Origin of the sequence: Streptomyces sp. NPDC057702 (assembly GCF_042799315.1) — a bacterium.
Classification (GTDB): domain Bacteria; phylum Actinomycetota; class Actinomycetes; order Streptomycetales; family Streptomycetaceae; genus Streptomyces.
On the sequence record NZ_JBHVJC010000054.1, the window covers coordinates 1 to 18,495 of the forward strand.

The window sequence follows — 18,495 nt, forward strand, 5'->3', positions numbered from 1 at the left end:
GGCCGGGCCCCAGCCGCTGCCGCCGCCGGGCTGGCCGGCGGGCGCGGACCTGGCGGGGGCGCCGCCCGCGCTGCGGCCCTGGTGTCCGCCGCCACGGGCGGTGGTGCCCCGGCCGCCGCGACGCTCCTCGATGAGGGTGACGGCGCTGTGGGGCAGCCAGGCGGAGGCCGTGCCGCTGTCGTCGCCCGCCGCGAACAGGTGCGGGGCGAGTTGGGCCTGCAGGTCGGCGGGGGTGGGCCGGTCCTCGGCGGTCATCTGCATGCAGGACTCGATGAGCGGGCGCAGCTCGTCCGGCAGGCCGGCCAGGTCGGGGCCCTCGCGCAGCAGCATGAAGACGGTCTCGACGGGGTTCGCGCCGTGGTAAGGCGCGTGGCCGGTGGCGGCGAAGACCAGGGTGGAGGCGAGGGAGAAGACGTCGCTGGCGCCGGTGACGCTACGGGAGTCCCGGGCCTGCTCGGGCGACATGTACGCCGGGGTGCCGACGGCCACGTTGGTCATCGTGAGCCGGGTGTTGGAGACGCCGGAGGCGATGCCGAAGTCGATGACGCGCGGTCCGTCCTCGACGACCAGCACGTTGGAGGGCTTGAGGTCGCGGTGGACGAGGCCGCCGCCGTGGATGGACTGGAGTGCCTCGGCGATGCCGGCCGCCAGCCAGCGCACCGCCTGGGCCGGGAGGGGCCCGCACTCGTTGACTATTTCCTCCAGCGAAGGGGCGGGGACGTAGGCGGTGGCCAGCCAGGGCACGGCGGCGCGGGGGTCGGCGTCGACGACGGCGGCGGTGTAGAAGCCGCTGACCGCGCGGGCGGCCTCCACCTCGCGGGTGAAGCGGACGCGAAAGAGCTGGTCCTCGGCGAGCTCGGTGCGTACGGTCTTGATCGCGACGCGCCGACCCGAGGCCGAGCGGGCCAGATAGACGAGCCCCATGCCGCCCGCGCCGAGCCGCCCGAGAACCTCGAACGGGCCGATCCGTCTCGGGTCCTGCTGCGTGAGCTGCTCCACTTGCCTGCCACCTCCCCGTGGGGGCCGGAAATGTACGACCCCTTGCAGCGTCTCACCGACATAGCCCACCGGTGGTACGCAACCCGCATTCTCTCTGGCGAAGGCGTCGGGGGCGAACCCGGGGGCAATTCGCCGTGTCCCGGGCGGATCGGTGACGATCTCGACCATGGCGGGGGCCGCGCGCGGCCCGGTAGGGGAAGTGGAGCGGGCCCCTCCACGGCCGGGGTGCCCGCCGCGCCCGTGAGTGCCGAAGCGAAGCGGGGCACGCGCGCGCCGGACGGGGGAGTTCCGGCCGGGGGGCCGGGGGTGGCGGGGAGCCCGGTGGGGTCAGGCGCCGGTCGTGGAGCCGGGCCTGACGACCATCAGGACCACGACGACCGCCCAGGTCAGCGCGAACAGGCCGGTGATCATGCCCAGCTTGGGCAGGCGCGCGGCCATCGCCCGCATCGCGCCCGCGTCGCGCTCCTCGTCTTCCAGGAGGGTGACGACGGCGTCCTGGTACCCGAGGACGGCCACGCCCAGCAGGATCGCGGCGACGACGGTCAACACCATCGAGGCGATCAGCCAGGTGTCTCCCATCACACCCATCTTCTGCGCGGTGAACAGGCCGAAGGCCGGCACGGCGACGCTCAGCAGCGCGTAGACCCGGCTGATGCGGTGCAGCAGCATCACCGAGGCGACGGAACGCACCGTCTCCAGGGGGCCGCCACCACCGGTCGCCGCGCCGGTCACGGGCTCGGCGGCCCGCGCCACCACGGCCGCCTCCCGCCCGCCCTCGGCCGCCGTGGCGCGCTCGCCCGCCGCGGCACCCGGGCCGCTCTCGTCCTCGGTCGTCGACGCCCCCGACGCGCCGGCCCCGACCGGCGTCAGGGCCTGGCGGGCGAAGCGGGGGAACAGGCTCGCCGCCACCGTGACGGGGCCGATGAACATCACGGCCACCAGCACGTGGATGCTGAGCAGGAGCTTGGTCATGGCACGCCCTCCCGGCGGCGCCTGGCGTGGCGCCGTCCCCTGGTTTCAGTCTGACTTAAACTCGCGTCGAGGCTAGCATTCGCGCCGCTGACCAATGACGGGCCGCCCCCCTCGTGGCGGCCCGGCCGACGAGTGGCCGCCCGGGACGGGCGGCGGAGGGCGGGAGTACGTGAGGCAGAGCCCGGTCGAGCATCCCCGTACGCCACCCGCGATCCCGGCGGCGGTGACGCCGCGCACGGGCATGCTGCTGCTCACCGCGGGGCGACTGGTGCGCGAGGAGATCGATCACGCCCTGGGCGCACGCGGGCTCTCGCTGCGGCATGTGAGCGCGCTGGGACACCTCTCCCGCGAGCCCGGCCTGTCGTACAGCTCCCTCGCCCGGCGCGCCGGGGTCACCGCGCAGAGCATGCAGGCCACCGTGCGGCAGCTGGAGCAGGCGGGGGCCGTGGCCAGGCAGTCGCCGGCGGGGCGGGGCCGCACCGCCGAGTTGCGCGTCACCACGCGCGGGCGGGAGTTGCTGGGCGAACTCGACGCGGTGGTCCACGCGGCGGAGGAACCGCTCCTCGCGGGCCTGACGGAGGAGCAGCGCGCGGCGCTGACCCAGGGGCTGCGCCAGGTGTTGGCCAACGGCTGGCGGGCCCGACACGACGACGCCTCACCGCCCGTACCGCTGCCGCCGCCGCTCGTGCCGCCGCCGGCCGCCCGAACGTCCGCGCCCCACGACGACGGGCGGGCCTGACCCGTTGGCCAGGCCCGCCCGGACGACGTGCGCCGAAGCCCCGACGGGCGCCGGGACGGCGACGCGGGGCCGCGCTGGCGCCATGGTGCGAAGGCGCTGGCGCTGTGCTGCGAAGGCACCGTGGTGCGGTGGCGCGAAGGTGCCGTGATGCCGTGGCGCGAGGCGCCGTGGCGCGGTGGCGCGAAGGCGCCGTGGTGCCCCGGGGCGGCCGGCCCGGGCCCGAGCGCTCACGCCGACAGGCGGCGGGCCGGCGTGCGGGGCGGCGCGAGGGGGCCGGGCGGGCCGTTACGACATGACCTCCTGCAGCGTCAGGTGCGGGGCGACGAAGTGGCTGGGCCGGTTGGCCCGCCACACCAGCGACGCCTTGAGCTCCTCGGCGTGGCTGCGCTTGGTCAGGAACATTCCGTCGCCGGTCTCCAGGGCCACCCCGTGCCACGGGGTGAGCCAGCGGTCCCGGGTGCGGACCAGGTGGAAGCCGATCTTCTCGGAGTGCACCGGCTGCGGGTGGATCGACAGCCGCAGCGCGTCCGGGTACGTCTCGGCGACCAACCGGCTCCAGGCGTTGGAGCGCCGGATCACCTCCCAGGCGATCGGCTTGGCCTCCTCGCGGACCTTGGAGCGACTCTTGCCCTCGCTCACCGCGATCCGGTCCTCGAACATGAAGCGGTGGATGCCGTTGAACATCCCGCGCACCTGCTCGTCCTGCGTGGCCCGGTGCTTCAGACTCTCCAGCGACTCGGCGTACTTGGCCATCAGTTCGGCGCGCACCACGTCGTAGTCGGTGCTGTGGTACGCGTCGGCCAGCGCGTAGAAGCCGATCGAGGAGCCGTCGAAGGAGCGGACCATCGCCTCCAGCTCGGACCGGTAGCTGGTCGCGTCCTCGTCGGTGACCCCGACGACGTCGGCGAAGACGTGCCCGTCGGAGCAGATGGTGACCCGTGCGCCCGGCGGGTGGTAGTGCGTCAGGTGGTCGCAGAAGGACTGGAGGAATTCCAGGGCCAGCCGCTCACCCATGTCGGGCAGTGCGCCCAGGGTCTTCTGACCGTTGGGTGACTTGGCGGGGAAGGCCGGAATGACGAAGTGCAACGGCTCCCCCGCGTCGAGGAACTTCCGCACCTTCGCTTCGTGTGGGGCCCGGCACGCCTCGCAGGGCTTTTCCGCACAGCCGCCGTCAGGACCGGCTATCAGGCGGCGGAATCGAAAGACGTGGTTGAGGATCTCGGTGCTGGTCCCCTGCTGATTGACCTGCGTCACCGCACTCTCCTGCCTACTCATAAAGGGGTATGTGGGTGTGGCCCGCCCGGCCTCGCGTGAGACCGCCGCGCCCGCCCCCCGACCGGACCCCGCACGCACGGCGTACGGACTCGGGCGGTGAGGGCTTTGCTGTGAGGTCCCGAAAGGCCCGGCCGGGCCGATAAGCCCGTGAATCCAGGCGATCGCGGGATGGTGGGCGTACGTGAACGGGAAAACGGTGCGGAACGAAGTCGTCGGAATCGGTGACCGTACGCGGCGACGCGACGGTGCGGACCCCGTGTCGCGCCCTGTGGGTGGCGCGGTGCGCGGGCCCGGTGGGTGCGGTGCCCCGGTGCGGCGAACCCCCTGCGGGAACACCGTGGCAGCGCCCGACCCCGCGGTCGGCGCCCCGGCTCGGCATCGATGTCAGGACCGAACGGTCGCGCTGCTGGCTCCCGTCCGTCATCGTGCCGACCCGTGTGACGAAAGACCGCCCCAGCGTCACACCCCCTGTCGGTGGCGCGTTGAGGCATGCGGCGACCGGTTCCGGCGCGCTGGGCGATCATACGACGCGGCCTGTGGCGACCCGGCGTGCCGGTCGGCGTCAGCGCGGACGGGCGGCGGTCGGCGCGGCGGGTGCCGAGGCGACGGGCCGAGCCCGTCGGGCCCGCGTGCCCGCCGCATGACGGCGCCGTGACCGACCGAGTTCAGGGAACGACCGCGAAAGCCGGGAACAATACCCCGTTGCCGTCCGCCTGATGCGTCAGAGCGCGCATTCCGCTCCCCCTCCCCGGATTCCCCCTGCGCGACCGACCGCCGGGCCACCTCGTGTGTGCCGCCACCAGCCACCCACCGGCGCCGCGCGATCGGCGCGTGGGAATGGCCGCCGGGCCTCGCCCGGACGACAGGTCGCTCTGCCACACATACTGTGTACGCCAAATCGAGATCACCGCTATTGCCTTTTACGGCATAGCCGTTGTGGCTAGCCGCAACGGCCATGCCGGATCGGGCATGATCCAGATGAGCTATGCCGCTTCCACCGTCAGCGCGTTACGGTGGTTGTAGACCATCAGAGCGGCCTCGACGCGCGAGCGAGCCCCCAGCTTGCGCATCAGGCTGGTCACATGGGCACGCACCGTACGTTCGGCGATGTTGAGCTGGCGCGCGAGTGAACGGTTGGATTCCCCGTCGGCCAGTAGCAATAAGACTTCTACTTCTCGCTTCGTCAGCAGAGAGAAGTCCGGAGTGGAGTGCTCCGCCCCCCTGTGCCGTCCCCATTCACCCGTGCCGATCGATTGCCCCCGTGAGTGCACGTGCCCTCCCCTAAGACCTAACCAAACCGGGTCAACTACTCGCACCCACCATGAGAACAGAGGTTCCACCCAGCGACACGGCGGAGTCGGCGATGAGTGACCCAAGCCACCTGCCATGCCCACCCTTTGAGGTCTGATACCTCATCAAATTGGCGTAGTTCGGGATGAGTAGCACGTCTCGCACCATCCAACCCACGGCCCCCGTGCGGGCCAGTGCCGCTCCCCCGCCCCGCGGGCCACCGGTTCGCCCGACCACACGGCCAGGCCGTCGGGGCACATGTCCGGGGCGCGCGAGGCCGGTGCGGGAACACCGCCGCGGCCGGCCGTCGAGCAGGGACTCGACGGGGCTACGCGGACGCGCTCTCGGCGGGGGGCTGGGCGTCGCCGCGGGTGCGGGTGTCGATGACGGCGAAGCTCGCGCCCTGGTTGTCGACGACCACCGCCGAGCGGCCGTGCGGCGTGGTCACCGGGTCGATGGCCACCCGACCGCCCAGCCGCCGGGTGGTCGCCACCGCCACGTCGCAGTCCTCCACCACGAAGTAGGTCACGAAGTGGGCGGGCATCTCCTCCGGGTACCCGGAGGAGATCAGACCCCGCCCGCCCACCGCGTGTCGGGCTCCGGCCGGCCGGTCCCGTGGGATCCAGCGCGCGAAGCCGGGCCGTCCGGCCTCGTCGTCCGGTTCGACGCGGAGGCCGAACACCGTCTCGTAGAAGGCGTCCACGCGCTCGGGCGTACGGGTGTAGACCTCCGCCCAGCCGTACGAGCCCGGCTGGCCCTGCTTCTCGAACCCCGCGTGACTGCCGGCCTGCCACAGGTTGAAGACCGCGCCGTCGGGGTCGGCGACCACGGCCAGCGTGCCGAAGTCGCCCACCCGCACCGGGTCCGTGATCACGGTGCCGCCCGCGTCGCGAACCCGGCCCGCCGCGCCCGCCGCGTCCGCGGTGGCCAGGTAGACGCTCCAGACGGTGGGCATCCGCCCGTCAGGCTTGGCCACCAGGGCGGCGACGTTCCCGCCGTCGTGGAACGCCTGGGTGTACGAGCCGTAGTCGGGTGCGGCGGCGCCGAACGTCCAGCCCAGCAGCTCGCCGTAGAAGCGCTTGCCCGCCGCGACGTCGGGCAGCGCCGCGTCCACCCAGCAGGGCACGCCCTCCGAGAACGCCGCGGGCTCCGGGTGCTCCGGGGATACGACCATGACGCGGTGCCCTCCCGAACAGAGTGACCGACATTCGACAAGTGCCTTATCAGCCACGCTAACGGCGCAGCGGTCATCCCGCCTGCCCCGCTATGGCGGTCGGCGGCGCCACGAGCGCTACGGCAGCGGGGAGAACGAGGTCGCCGACGGTGCGCGTACGGAGGGCGAACAGCAGGCGAAGGGCCATCGCACACGCCGTCTCCACACCTCGCGCACGAGTTATCCACCGGCGTTATCCACAGGCTGTTGATAACAGGAATCATCCATACGGCCGAGCGCAGGGCGCGCGGCGGACGCCCCGCCCAACACCCCACATACTCCCACCCCACCCCTTCTGAACTGGCCTTTCCCGCCAACGACCGGCCCGCACCCCATTTGCAGGCAGCCGGATCGCGCTCTGATCACCCCTCGGTAAGCTGACGGCATGACAGGACAAGTTCGCACGGTTGACGGCCGAGTGGCCGGGCGCCGCGGGCAGGCGACGCGGCAGAAGCTGCTCGACTGCCTCAGCGAGATGCTCAGTTCCTCGCCGTACAGAGACGTCAAGGTCATCGATGTCGCGCGCAAGGCAGGAACCTCACCCGCGACGTTCTACCAGTACTTTCCCGACGTCGAGGGCGCCGTCCTTGAGATCGCCGAAGAGACGGCCCAGGAGGGTGCCGGCCTCACCGACCTCGTCGCGGGCCGCTCCTGGGTGGGGAAAGCCGGCTGGCAGTCGGCCGAGGAGCTTGTGGACGGCTTCCTCTCCTTCTGGCGCAAAAACGATGCCATCCTGCGGGTCGTGGACCTGGGCGCCGCCGAGGGCGACAAGCGGTTCTACAAGATCCGCATGAAGCTCATCAACGCCGTGACCAGTTCGCTGGCCGGCTCCATCAAGGAGCTCCAGGCCAAGGGCAAGGTCGACAAGGACGTGAGCCCCGCCGCCGTGGCCGGCTCGCTGGTGGCGATGCTGGCCGCCGTGGCCGCGCACCAGAAGGGCTTCCAGAGCTCGGGCGTCAAGCAGGCCGACCTCAAGCCCAACCTGGCGCTGCTGGTCCACCTCGGTGTCACGGGTCGCAAGCCCCCCAGGTAGAACCGGCGCCCCGCACCGAACCACCGCTGGACGGCGCCCCGCGCGCTCCGCTCCGCAGGCCCGCGCGGCACCACGCGCCGGCCCGCGCACCGCCACCCGCACCGCCCCCCACCGGGCCCGCGCCGCACCTCGCGCGGCTGCCCCACCCCTCGCCAGGCCCGTCAGGCCCCCACGGCCGAGCCCCACGCCGCCCGCCGGCCCGTACCGCCCGCGCCACCCGCCCCCGCTCGCGCCCCCGGCCGCCCCACGCCCCGCCTGCCGTACGCCCCGCGCCCCGCACTCCGCCGCTCCGGCGTCCGACACCCTCGTGTCCCGCGCTCCGACGCTCCGTACGCCGTACGCCTCGCGCGCCCGGTGCGCGCCGGCCGCCTCCTCCTGCCCCCGCTCGGCTTCGGGACGGGTCCCTGTGACGTGGCGCTAGAAATGCCGCGCGGAATTCCCGCACCGAACGCAGGAGGACCAACTGATGAGTACGCGTATGCACCGGCGCGCCGCGACGACCGCCGTGACGCTGACCATGGCGGGTGCGCTGGGCTTCGGCGTGATGACGCCCGTGGCGCACGCTGCCGGGCAGGGGCCCTGCTACGACGGCCGGTGCGACACCACCGTGTCGAAGTCCCAGACCATCAAGGTCAACAGCAGGAAGTTCGGATTCGGGAAGGTCAAGGTCACGCACGTCAATTCCCGGTCCGTGGGGTTCTCGGCGAACTCGGGGGGTGTCCACCTGAGCGGCAGCACCAGCCCGGGCGGCTACGTCAAGCTCAACAATCTCAAGCTCTGGGTGAAGTCGGTCTCCGGCCGTAAGGCCAGGCTCGGCCTCTTCCCCACCAAGCGCTGAGCACCACCGGACACGGAGGACGTCCGGATACGGGGAACGAGCGGGCCCGGGAGCGACCTGCTCCCGAGTGCCTGCCGATATCGAGCGCGTCCGGATATCCGGGCACGCGGTGGCAGAACCCCGGCGCGGCGTCCCGCGCCGGGGTTCGCGTCGCGTGGCGGTCACCCGTGCGCGGGAACCGACGGCTGGGCGTTCGCGACGGAAAAGCCCACCGTCGCCGTCCGACGTACGACGGGTCGTGGGGAATTCACGGCGAACGCGCGGGACGTGGAAAGCGGAAATCCGGGCGGGTGTGGCGGCACACGCGGTACCACCACTCCCGACCCGGAATCCGCCCGCGGCCTGGCTCACGGCCGTTCCCGCGACCCGCCCCTCAGGCCGCCCGATCGGCGTCGGGCTCCGCGCCACCGGACCCGGTGCCGCCGGGCCCGGTCCGCGCGGTGGGGGCGGGGTGGCGCGGGGAACGGATCAGCGGCTTACTCGACCACCTTGAGCAGCTTGTTCGGCGTGCCCTGGCCCGGGTTACTGATCTTGTCGGGGGTCGCGCCCTCGGTCAGCGCCGTGGCCACGGCCTCCGGCGAGGCGTCCTGGTGGCCGCCCAGGTAGACGGCCGCCGCACCCACGACGTGCGGGGTGGCCATCGAGGTGCCCGAGATGGTGTTGGTGGCGTCGTCGCCGGTGTTCCAGGCGGAGGTGATGTCCGAGCCCGGGGCGTAGATGTCGACGATGTCGCCGTAGTTGGAGAAGCTCGACTGCTCGTCGCCGTCCGTGCTGGAGGCGACCGTGATGGCCTCGGGGACGCGGGCCGGCGAGCTCTGGCCGGCGTCGGTCGACTCGTTGCCCGCCGCGACGCCGAAGGTCACACCGGAGGCGACGGCCTTCTGCACGGCCGCGTCCAGCGCCTCGTCGGCCCCGCCGCCCAGGCTCATGTTGGCGACGGAGGGGCCCTGGTGGTTCTCGGTCACCCAGTCGATGCCCGCGACGACCTGCTCCGTGGTGCCCGAGCCCTGGTCGTTCAGCACGCGCACGGCCACGATCTTGGCCTTCTTGGCCACGCCGTGGTCCGCGCCGGCGATGGTGCCGGCCACGTGCGTGCCGTGGCCGTTGCCGTCGTCCGCCGAGTCGTCGCCGTCCACGGCGTCGAAGCCGTGCGTGGCGCGGCCCTCGAAGTCCTTGTGCGAGACGCGCACACCGGTGTCGATCACGTACGCGGTGACGCCCTCGCCCGCGCTGTCCGGGTAGGTGTACTTCGAGTCGCCCTGCGTGTCGGTCTGGTCGATGCGGTCCAGGCCCCACGACGGCGGGTTGTCCTGTGTGCCGGTGGCCTTGAACGTCTTGTTCTGGACCACCTTGTCCACGGCCGGGTCGGCGGCCAGACGCTTGGCCTCGGACTCGCTCAGGCCCTTGGCCGAGAAGCCGTTGATGGCCGAGGTGTAGGTGCGCGAGAGCTGGCCGCCGTACTCCTTGGCCAGGTCCTTGCCCGAGTCGGCGGCCTTGACGCCCTTGAGCATGACGATGTAGCTGCCGTCGACGGCGCCCTTGGCGTTCGCGCCGTAGACCGTGCCCTCGGCGGGTGCGTCGGTGGCGCCGGCCGGAACGGCCACGAAGGCCCCGGCGGCGACCGCGGCGGCGGCGCCTATCGCCAGGGTGAGCCGACGCTTGCTCATGCGCTTGTGAGATGCCATGAAGAGTTAACCCTTCGCGTGCGTGTTGTGGGGGGAATTTGTTGCCATCACGCCGGGCAGCGGGATGTTTTCCGCTGCCCTCGCAAAGACTGTGCACGGTTCCCCATGGTCATTTCAATAACCCGACCGCCCTGTCACATCTCTGCCAGGGCATCGCAATATCGAATGCCTCAAAATGCGGACATAGCCTGGGAATTGACAGCGGATGATCTTAATGGACGGCCCCCTTTGGCCCCGTTCATTGACCTTTCGCCGCCATACCGCGCATCAAGTACAGACCAATTGCCGCACGTAATCCGGCACTTCATGGTGACGTCATTCACACGACCACCGCGAGACGGTGGGAGATGTGCCCATTCGGTGACGCCGAGGAAACCAGCGCACGCCCGCGCACGACGCGAACTCCGCACGATCCGCGCCCCCTTCGACCCCCCGATACGGCGGCCTCGGGGCCACTTCGCCGAGAAACACGGCGCTCCGGGAGAGCCCGCGCGCCCGGCGCGGGCAAGGCTCGGTGACACCTCGGCGGCCCGAGCGGGCGTACGCCATGACGCCCCACCCGCCCGCGCCCGCCGGAGACGCCCGAGCCCGTTGGGGCCCTTCCGCGCGCACGCGCCACGAGTTGCCCAAATGGTGGACCTACGGCGCGACTTGGCGGTGGCCTCGGGCGCTGACCGACGGCCGCGACCGGGGCGAAACCGGGACGGAGCACCGGCTCGCACGGCGGGGGCAGCCCGTCCAGGACCGCTGTGGCCAGGGGGTTTTCCGGGTTCGACGCGGTTGTCAGTGCGGCGCGCTATACATGGTGCTGTACTCGCGGCATCACAACCGGTAGCTACGGAGTGCGGGACGGGGGCGAGCGTGAAGCTGGCGAAGGCGTTACCCGAGGGCGGCGTACGGGTCATGGCCGACCGGCGCGACTTTGGTCGCTTCGTCGGGAGCGCCAAGGCGGAGCGTGACGGCGTGGCCTGCCTCGGCTGCACCCTGAGCATGCTCATGTTCCTGCTGGGCGCGGCCGTGACCGCGGCCAGCGTGGCGTCCGACCAGGAGCTGGGCACGGTCGGCCGCTTCGTCGGCGTCGGCCTTCTCGTGCTGAGCGTGGTGGTGCCCATCGGCACGATGGTCTGGCAGGAGCGCACGGGGCCGCCCCCCGTCGTCTTCCACTGTTTCGAGCATGGCTTCGTACTGACGCACGGCGCCGACGTCCGCGCCCTGCCCTGGTCCGACGTCCGGGTCAGCTCCTTCCGGGAGAGCGCGTACGCCCCGCACGGCGGATCGGGCGAGGCCGTCGACTGGGCGCATGTGCACGACCGGTCCGGCGCGTTGCTGTACGCCGCGAGCGGCGACGCGGCGGTCGGCATAGCCGAGGTGGCCGCGGCCGACGAGCTGCCCCGGGCCGCGCACCGCCTGGGGCGCGGAGGCATGGTGAGCTACGGACGGTTCGCCCTGTCCGCCGGCAACCTCTTCCTGGACGGCGACGCCGTGCCCTGGCGGGAGATCCACCACGTCGAGTCCACCGGCCACGCCGTGCGGGTCCACCGCGTCGACGCCCCCGACCGCGCCGCCCCCTTCACCGCGTCCCGACGCGAGACGCCCTACGCGGCGGTGGTGGTCGCGCTGGCCCGCCAGTACGCCACCGCGCCCCACCCCGAGCCCGACACCCGGCCGCCCCAACGACCGGACGCGGGCTGCGCGGTGGCCAGCGGCCCCGGCCCCCGCCCGGACGAGCAACCGAGCGAGTAACCCCCGACCAGCATCCCGCGTGCGGGCCCGGCACGCGGCTCCCCGCATGGGCCCGCCGGGGGGGCCGCCGGTGGCCGCCGGGCGAGCCCGGATCGCGGACCGGGCGACGCGCACCACGCGTCACGGAACGCGAGCGGTCGGCACGGAGTGGCGGCGTTCGGGGAGACGGTGGCGGTGGTGGTGCGGATCGGGTGTGTGGGCGACGGCGTGGGGCGACGGAGCGGCGTTACGGCCTTGAGTTCGAGGGGTGGCGGGCCTTGGGGCCGAAGCGGGCCGCGCGGCACGGGGGCGTGGCTGTGGTTCGTGAGGGGCACGGGGTGTGTCGGCCTCGGGCGCCCGGGGCAGCGCGGCTCGGGTGTGTGGGGCCGGCCGTGACGCTTGGGGTCGCGGGTCGTGAGGTGGCATCAGGGCTCGGGGTCCGGCGACGGATGTGGCGGGTCGGACGGCGGCTGAGGCCAGGTGCGCGGAGCGCGGGGCAACGGCTTCGCGGCTCGGGGCGGGAGCAAGGAGCGTCGGGCCGGATCCCGGGGCATCGGGTGGCGGGCCGGGACGCGGGGCATCGGATGGCGGACCGTGGGCCGGGGGCGGACCGTGGGTCGCGGGGCGACGGGGGCGGGCGCTGGGGAAGATGGGCGGGTGACGACCGCGACGAACGACGACGACCAGCGCGCCTTCCGCGAACTCCTGCGCACCCTGCGGGTCTGGGAGGACCCGCTGCCCCGCTTCGACCCCGAGGCCGCGCCGACCGCGCCGCTCCCCCTGTTCCAGCGCTGGCTGCGCGAGGCGGCCGAGGCCGGGGCGCGGGAGCCGCACACCATGACGCTGGCCACGGCGGACGGAGAGGGTCACCCGTCCACGCGCGTGGTGATGCTGCACGACGCCGACGAGGCGGGCTTCCACTTCGCCTCGCACCGCACCAGCCGCAAGGGCCGCGAACTCGCCGCCCGGCCACACGCGGCGCTCGGCTTCTACTGGCCCGAGGTGGCCCGCCAGGTCCGGGTCACGGGCCCGGTCGTGGCGGCCGGGCCCGAGGAGAGCGCCGCCGACCTGCACCGGCGCTCCCCCGGCGCCCTCGCCGCCGCTCTGGTCGGCCGGCAGAGCGAGGTGCTGGACGCGTACGAGGAGTTGGACCGCGCCTCGACCGCCGCATGGGAGCGGGCCGCGCGCGAACCGGACGCCCCGGCCCCGACCTGGACGCTGTACGTCCTGGACCCGACCGAGGTCGAGTTCTTCCAGGGCGACGAACGCCGCCGCCACGTACGGCTGCGCTACCGCACCACCGCGACCGGCTGGCACCGCGACCTGCTCTGGCCCTGACCCGTACCCCTGCCCGGAGCGCCCGGAGACCGGTCGGAGCCCCGGAGGGCGGCGCCTGCGGGGAAGGTGCGAGCGCTTGGGTCGACCGGAGGCCGGTCGGAGCCGTCGACCGGGATACCGCTCGGACCAGGCCGAGGCACGGGGAGTGCGGCCACCGTGCGCGAAGGACGGGGTACCGGTTCGGCGCGGTGGGCGTACCGCCCGGAGCGGGCGGGGAGTTGGGCCCGGCGAGCGCGGGCCGCACGCGGCCAAGGCACGGGCCGTGCGGGGGGCCGTACGCGGCGCGGACTCGGGGGCAGCGGGACCCCGCGGTCGGGAGACCGGGTACGGCGGGCGCGCGGCGCGGCAGGCGCGGACCGGGCCGGGACCCGAAGGCTGGCGGGGCCCGCGACCCGGCGAGACCGGGCGCGGCGGGGTGGGCGCGCGGCGCGGGCGGGGCGTACGGGGTGCTGAGGTGCGGCGCGCTGGAGTGCGGGGTGCTGGGGTGCGGCGCGCTGAGGTGTGGGGCGTTGAGGTGTGGGGCGCTGAGGTGTGGGGCGCTGGGGCGCGGGTGAGGGGGCGGGGTGTCAGGGCTGGGGGCTTGTCGCCGCCCAGGCTGGCGTGTTGGCGCGGGCGGCGTCGGCGGCCGAGGGGACGGCCGTCTGGCCGAAGCGGTACGGCGGTAGGTCGGTGGCCAGGCGGGCGTGGACGTGGATGTCCCGGGGGGTCCCCGACAGGTCCACCATGGCGCCTCGGAAGATGCCCTCGACGCGGTAGGCGCACCGGTCGGCCACCCGGCACGAGGCGTCGTTGCCCACCGCGTGACCCAGTTCGAGCCGGTGCACGCCGACGTCCTGGAACAGCCAGCGGGTCATCGTCTCCAGGCCGCGCGCGGCCACCCGCTGGCCGCGCGCCTCGGGCAGCACCCAGTACCCGACCCGGCCACTGCGATGGTGGAAGTCCAGCGTGCCGGCGTACACGCTGCCCAGCACCTGGGATGTCGTCAGGTCCGTGATCGCGAACGAGGCCGTGTCGCCACGGCGCCACCCGTCGGTGCGGGCGTACAGGAAGTCCCACGCGCCGTTCTCGTAGGCGACGGGGGAGTTGATGGCGCTCCAGCGGCGGTACTCCGGGTCGGCCAGGCCGCGTTCGATGGCGGGGAGGTCCGGCTCCTCCCAGGGGCGCAACACCAGTCCGTACATTTCCAACTCGACCGGTTCCAGCATCCGCGTCTCCCTTCCCGTTCCGCCCTGCCCTGCCCTGCCCACGATCAGCTGTTCCTCGGCTTCCGCATTCAACACCGCCAAGGCGCGCCCCAGGCCACCGGGGGCCGTCCTTCCGCTCGCGCCGCCAGCGGCGAGGCGGCCCCCGCCCCACCGTCCGCGACCCGCCGGGCCCCGGCCGCCGCGGACCCCGTTCGGCCGGCGGCGTCGTAAGCGGGCCCCGACCGGGCTCGTGTCGGCCCCCGTTGCCGCTCGGCGCCCCTCGCCTACCCATCACGCGCGCCCGCGCGCGATGGCATCGAAGCACGCGGGGGCGCGGAGGCCGCGCGAGGCGCGCGGCCCGCTGGCGGCGCGCACCACGCGGGGAACGCGGCGGGGCGGCGCGGCCCACCCGAGCGCCTCAGCCCGACAAGGCGCGGCGAAGCGGGCGAAATCGGCGCGGGGAACGCGTCGACCAGAGCGCGCCCGGCCGGCGATGGACGGCTGGTGCGCGAACGCACGGCACTGGTCAGGTCGCGGCCCGTAATCCTTCCGCAACCGATTCGGTACCGGTTTGACCGAAACCCGTCAATCATCCGACTACGCTCACGCTTATGGCCGACAGAACTCCCGCCCCCCACACCCCCGTGTACGTCATCGGCGGCGGCCCCGGCGGGCTCGCTGTGGCCGCCGCGCTCGGCGAACGGGGCGTACGCGCCGTCGTCCTGGAACGGAACCACGCGGTGGCCGGCGCCTGGCGCGCCCACTACGACCGGCTCCAGTTGCACACCACGCGGCGGATGTCGGCGCTGCCGGGGCTGTCGATCCCGCGCGCGTACGGTCGCTGGGTGGGGCGGGACAACGTGGTGCGGTACCTGGAGCAGTACGCCGAGCACCACCGGTTGGAGTGCGTCACCGGCGTGGAGGTCTCGCGCGTCGAGCGCGCGGCGGAGAGCGGGGCCGGGCACGCCCCGTGGGTGCTGCACGCCACCGGCGGGCGCGAACTCGCCGCGCGGGCCGTCGTCGTCGCCACCGGCTACAGCCACACCCCCCATCTGCCGGACTGGCCCGGTCGAGCCGAGTACGCCGGGCAGGTGCTGCACGCCGCCGACTACCGCAACGCCGAGCCCTACCGTGGCCGGGACGTCCTGGTCGTGGGCGCGGGCAACTCCGGCGCCGAGATCGCCACCGATCTCGCCGAGGGGGGCGCCGGGCGGGTCCGACTCGCGATGCGCACCGCACCGCACATCGTGCGCCGCTCGCGCCTCGGTTGGTCGGCGCAACGGTCGGCGGTGCTGGCCCGACGGTTGCCGGTGCGGGTGGCCGACCAGGTGGCGGCGGCGCGGGCCGGACTGTGCGGGCCCGACCTCGCCGCGCACGGGCTGCCCCGCCCCTCGCCGGCCGCCGGCGCCGGCCTCTACTCGCGGGCCCGGGCGGGAGCCGTACCCGTCCGCGACACGGGCATCGTCCGGGCGGTACGGGCCGGGCGGGTCGAGGTCGTGGCCGCGCTGGAGTCCTTCGACGGCGACAAGGCCGTCCTGGTGGACGGCAGCCGCGTCGACGCGGACGTGGTCATCGCCGCCACGGGTTACCGCCCCGGCCTCGACGACCTCGTGGGCCATCTGGACGTCCTCGACGCCCGGGGCCACCCCCGCACCCACGGCACCCGCCGCCCCGCGACCCCGGGCCTGTACTTCACGGGCTACGCCAACCCGGCCAGCGGCATGCTCCGCGAACTGGCCGCCGAGTCCCGCCGGATAGCCAAACGAGCCGCCCGAGAGCTCCGCTAGCCCCCTCCCCCACATCTCCCACACCCCGCGCGGGACCACGCCACCCGCACGCCGCCCAGCAGGTGCGGGGCGTACGAGGCACGACGTGCGTGCCCCCTCCCCGGCAGACAGCCATCACCCGCCGGGCCACGCCCCACCCACGACCACCACGGCCCGACTCCTCCCGCGCTGGACAACGCCGACAACGCCGACAACCCCGCGTACGGCACCCACCGGCAAGCACCGGGGACACCCCGCCACACCCGAGCCGCACCCACCCACCTTCAACGCCAGCTCCCCACCGGCTCAGCACCGACTCCGGCACCAGCGCGAGCGGTTGCGTCGCCGGCGCCTCCGATCAGAGGCCCTCACCCGTACCGCGCCGCGCCACGCACGGCCCACCCCTCCACGCGGAGCCCGTACGCGCCCGCCCCCGCACACGCGGCGAGGCCCAGCCCACCCCCGCCCGCACGTCGGCACCGGCGACAAGGCGGCGCCACCGCGCCGACTGCCGGCGCGGCCAAGCCCCTTGACCCGCACCCGAACCCTCGGGACCAACCGCACCCCGCACCCCGCACCCCGCACCCCGCACCAACGACGGGATCGCCCCGCCCAAGGCACGGCACCGTCACCGTCCGGCAGCGACGCGCCATCTCTCTCGTACCGTGTTGGACACAGGCCACCCCATGCCCCGCTGCGGCGAAGGAGCCAGCCTCACCCGCACTCCACGCCGACGGGGAAGGCGACGGCGATGACGGAGATGACGGTGACCGCCGCCCACACACCCCATGCCGACGGAGAAGGCGGCCCCTCGCACACCCCACGCGCCCACGGAGAAGGCGACGGGCGTCAAGCTCGTCCCCACCCACTCCGACACCGGAACTGGAGCCAGGAGCCGGAGCCGGGCTCCCGGCGTCGCCGAACCGAAGGGCACCGCGCACCGCGCAGTCCCACAGGCGGAAGCCGGTGCCACCCCGGGCCAGGCGGGGCGTCAGCCGCGCCCCGTGCCCTCGGCGGCCCCGCCGTCGGGTATCGGCAGCGGGCTCACGCCGCATCCCTCCGTGGCCGGCTCCGGCACCGGCGTGGGTATCGGCTCCGGCCGCCCCGCTGACGCCGGCCCCTCGACGACGGCGACCCCGGGGCGGTCGGGTGGGGCGGACGCGCGTCGCCGGGCACTGGTGCGTCGCTCACCGGCCCCGGCGATCAGGGTGAGCAGCAGCGCGAACCCCACTCCGCCGAGGATCGCCACGCTGGGCGAGGCCGCCTTCTGGACCACGCCCGACAGGGTCGCGCTGATCGCGTACCCGACGCCGACAGCCGCGTACATCACCGAGTAGCCCGCGGCGAGGGCGCTCGCGGGCAGGGCGGCGCGCAGCGACAGGGTGCGCGTCACCTGCACTCCGGACTGCAGCAGCCCCGCCACCAGCATGGCCGCCGCGATCAGGGCGAGCCCCGGCAGCACGGCCGCCGCCGCCACGCACGCCATGACCGCGAGCAGCAGCACGAAGCTCTGCGTGCCCAGCGCCCCGGGCCAGCCCCGCAGCCCGTAGACGAACGCCCCGACGGCCGCGGCGACCGCGTATCCGGCGAGCACCGGCCCCGCCCACCCGATCGCTATGCCGCGCTGTTCGAGCAGGGCCGGCAGGACGAGTTCGGCGAGGGCGAGCAGGGAGAGCGCCGCCGCTCCGGTGACGTAGACCGGCCAGGCGGCGGCCAGGGTCCGCGGCATGGACACGCCGTCGCGGTCGCTCGTGTCCGCGTCCCACCCCGCGGGCAGTGCCCACAACCCGGCGACGGCGGCAGCCGCGAGAAGCGCGGCCAGCAACAGGGGCAGTGCCGGGTGCACGCCGAGCGCGAGGCCGGTGGCCAGCGCGGGCGACGCCGTCCACACGCCATAGGTAAGGACGGACTCCATGCTGAGCGCCTGCACGCCCAGCCGCTCGGGCACCAGAGCGGTCAGCAGCGCGCGCAGGCCGCCGGGCGCGGCGGCCGGCGCGGCGCCCGCGACCACCGCCAGGCCGGCCAGGACCGCCGGATGGGCCGACGCCCCCAGCCCCAGCCCGGCGAAGGCGGCGGCGCCGACGGCGAGGCCGAGCGAGAGGTGCGGCCGGGCCCGGTCGGGGCGCAGCCGCGCTCCGAGCGTGACGGCGCCCGCCACCTCCCCGACGACGTACGCGGCGGCCAACACCGCGCCCAGCGTGTATCCACCGGGCCGCTCGCGCACCAGGAGCACCAGGGCGAGCGGAGCCATCGCCACCGGCATCCGGGAGGCGATGGCGACACCGGCCCAGTGCAGCACGGGCCGCGTGGCGAGTTCTCGGTAAGCCATGTTCGGACGATAGAACCTCCGTACGACATTCGACCTCACAATTCGATGCTGGAGTGACGTGTGGGACCAGCGAGACTTGAGAGGCCCGAGGGGCGCCACAGGGGCGCACAAA

At 73.9% G+C, this 18,495-nt stretch carries 14 protein-coding genes; 6 read left to right on the plus strand and 8 right to left on the minus strand.

The window, feature by feature from the left end; translation table 11 throughout:
• Nucleotides 1–999: serine/threonine-protein kinase (locus ACFVFR_RS29570; RefSeq protein WP_383707262.1), on the minus strand; the 999-nt coding region annotated here is incomplete at its 3' end.
• Between the two features lie 327 nt (nucleotides 1,000–1,326).
• Complete coding sequence (locus tag ACFVFR_RS29575) at nucleotides 1,327–1,971, minus strand: hypothetical protein (protein ID WP_383707264.1); 645 nt, start codon at nucleotides 1,969–1,971, stop codon at nucleotides 1,327–1,329.
• Between the two features lie 169 nt (nucleotides 1,972–2,140).
• Here ACFVFR_RS29575 and ACFVFR_RS29580 point away from each other — a divergent pair, with 169 nt between their 5' ends.
• Nucleotides 2,141–2,710: a MarR family winged helix-turn-helix transcriptional regulator gene (locus ACFVFR_RS29580; RefSeq protein ID WP_383707266.1), complete on the plus strand. Its 570-nt coding sequence runs from the start codon at nucleotides 2,141–2,143 to the stop codon at nucleotides 2,708–2,710.
• A gap of 285 nt (nucleotides 2,711–2,995) precedes the next feature.
• Here ACFVFR_RS29580 and ACFVFR_RS29585 read toward each other — a convergent pair whose 3' ends face one another.
• The 3 genes from ACFVFR_RS29585 to ACFVFR_RS29595 all read right to left on the minus strand — a co-directional run bounded on the left by ACFVFR_RS29585 (nucleotide 2,996) and on the right by ACFVFR_RS29595 (nucleotide 6,449).
• The gene (locus tag ACFVFR_RS29585) at nucleotides 2,996–3,964 is read right to left on the minus strand and encodes an L-tyrosine/L-tryptophan isonitrile synthase family protein (protein ID WP_383707268.1); all 969 of its coding nucleotides are present in this window, start codon (nucleotides 3,962–3,964) and stop codon (nucleotides 2,996–2,998) included.
• Between the two features lie 1,004 nt (nucleotides 3,965–4,968).
• The gene (locus ACFVFR_RS29590) at nucleotides 4,969–5,373 is read right to left on the minus strand and encodes a response regulator transcription factor (protein ID WP_383707270.1); all 405 of its coding nucleotides are present in this window, start codon (nucleotides 5,371–5,373) and stop codon (nucleotides 4,969–4,971) included.
• Nucleotides 5,374–5,603: 230 nt separating this feature from the next.
• Nucleotides 5,604–6,449, minus strand: coding sequence for a VOC family protein (locus tag ACFVFR_RS29595; RefSeq protein ID WP_383707272.1), 846 nt, complete (start codon nucleotides 6,447–6,449; stop codon nucleotides 5,604–5,606).
• Between the two features lie 424 nt (nucleotides 6,450–6,873).
• Between ACFVFR_RS29595 and ACFVFR_RS29600 the strand changes: the two genes are divergently transcribed.
• Together ACFVFR_RS29600 and ACFVFR_RS29605 are read left to right on the plus strand one after the other, a co-directional pair.
• Nucleotides 6,874–7,521, plus strand: a complete 648-nt coding sequence (locus tag ACFVFR_RS29600) for a TetR family transcriptional regulator (RefSeq protein ID WP_383707274.1) — start codon at nucleotides 6,874–6,876, stop codon at nucleotides 7,519–7,521.
• A 466-nt stretch (nucleotides 7,522–7,987) separates the two neighbouring features.
• Nucleotides 7,988–8,359: a hypothetical protein gene (locus ACFVFR_RS29605; protein ID WP_383707276.1), complete on the plus strand. Its 372-nt coding sequence runs from the start codon at nucleotides 7,988–7,990 to the stop codon at nucleotides 8,357–8,359.
• Nucleotides 8,360–8,835: 476 nt separating this feature from the next.
• Here the strand turns inward: ACFVFR_RS29605 and ACFVFR_RS29610 are convergent, their stop codons facing one another.
• Nucleotides 8,836–10,044, minus strand: a complete 1,209-nt coding sequence (locus ACFVFR_RS29610; protein ID WP_383707278.1) for a S8 family peptidase — start codon at nucleotides 10,042–10,044, stop codon at nucleotides 8,836–8,838.
• A gap of 861 nt (nucleotides 10,045–10,905) precedes the next feature.
• On the opposite strand from ACFVFR_RS29610, the gene ACFVFR_RS29615 reads away from it, so the two are divergent.
• Nucleotides 10,906–11,787 carry a hypothetical protein gene (locus ACFVFR_RS29615; protein ID WP_383707280.1) on the plus strand — a complete coding sequence of 294 codons (882 nt, stop codon included), beginning with the start codon at nucleotides 10,906–10,908 and terminating at the stop codon, nucleotides 11,785–11,787.
• A gap of 636 nt (nucleotides 11,788–12,423) precedes the next feature.
• Nucleotides 12,424–13,104, plus strand: a complete 681-nt coding sequence (locus tag ACFVFR_RS29620) for a pyridoxal 5'-phosphate synthase (RefSeq protein WP_383707282.1) — start codon at nucleotides 12,424–12,426, stop codon at nucleotides 13,102–13,104.
• Nucleotides 13,105–13,670: 566 nt separating this feature from the next.
• Here the strand turns inward: ACFVFR_RS29620 and ACFVFR_RS29625 are convergent.
• The gene (locus ACFVFR_RS29625) at nucleotides 13,671–14,309 is read right to left on the minus strand and encodes a GNAT family N-acetyltransferase (RefSeq protein WP_383707284.1); all 639 of its coding nucleotides are present in this window, start codon (nucleotides 14,307–14,309) and stop codon (nucleotides 13,671–13,673) included.
• Nucleotides 14,310–14,899: 590 nt separating this feature from the next.
• On the opposite strand from ACFVFR_RS29625, the gene ACFVFR_RS29630 reads away from it, so the two are divergent.
• Nucleotides 14,900–16,075, plus strand: a complete 1,176-nt coding sequence (locus ACFVFR_RS29630) for a flavin-containing monooxygenase (protein ID WP_383707286.1) — start codon at nucleotides 14,900–14,902, stop codon at nucleotides 16,073–16,075.
• A gap of 970 nt (nucleotides 16,076–17,045) precedes the next feature.
• Here ACFVFR_RS29630 and ACFVFR_RS29635 read toward each other — a convergent pair.
• Entirely contained in the window at nucleotides 17,046–18,383 is a 1,338-nt protein-coding gene (locus ACFVFR_RS29635) for an MFS transporter (RefSeq protein ID WP_383707288.1), read from the minus strand.
• Between the last annotated feature and the right edge of the window lie 112 nt (nucleotides 18,384–18,495).

Excerpts from the sequence above, each read along its gene's own strand:
- ACFVFR_RS29575 (WP_383707264.1), bottom strand. The coding sequence starts at position 1,971 with ATGACCAAGCTCCTGCTCAGCATCCACGTGCTGGTGGCCGTGATGTTC.
- ACFVFR_RS29590 (WP_383707270.1), bottom strand. The coding sequence starts at position 5,373 with ATGGCAGGTGGCTTGGGTCACTCATCGCCGACTCCGCCGTGTCGCTGG.
- ACFVFR_RS29595 (WP_383707272.1), bottom strand. The coding sequence starts at position 6,449 with ATGGTCGTATCCCCGGAGCACCCGGAGCCCGCGGCGTTCTCGGAGGGC.
- ACFVFR_RS29600 (WP_383707274.1), top strand. The coding sequence starts at position 6,874 with ATGACAGGACAAGTTCGCACGGTTGACGGCCGAGTGGCCGGGCGCCGC.
- ACFVFR_RS29605 (WP_383707276.1), top strand. The coding sequence starts at position 7,988 with ATGAGTACGCGTATGCACCGGCGCGCCGCGACGACCGCCGTGACGCTG.
- ACFVFR_RS29610 (WP_383707278.1), bottom strand. The coding sequence starts at position 10,044 with ATGGCATCTCACAAGCGCATGAGCAAGCGTCGGCTCACCCTGGCGATA.
- ACFVFR_RS29625 (WP_383707284.1), bottom strand. The coding sequence starts at position 14,309 with ATGCTGGAACCGGTCGAGTTGGAAATGTACGGACTGGTGTTGCGCCCC.
- ACFVFR_RS29630 (WP_383707286.1), top strand. The coding sequence starts at position 14,900 with ATGGCCGACAGAACTCCCGCCCCCCACACCCCCGTGTACGTCATCGGC.
- ACFVFR_RS29635 (WP_383707288.1), bottom strand. The coding sequence starts at position 18,383 with ATGGCTTACCGAGAACTCGCCACGCGGCCCGTGCTGCACTGGGCCGGT.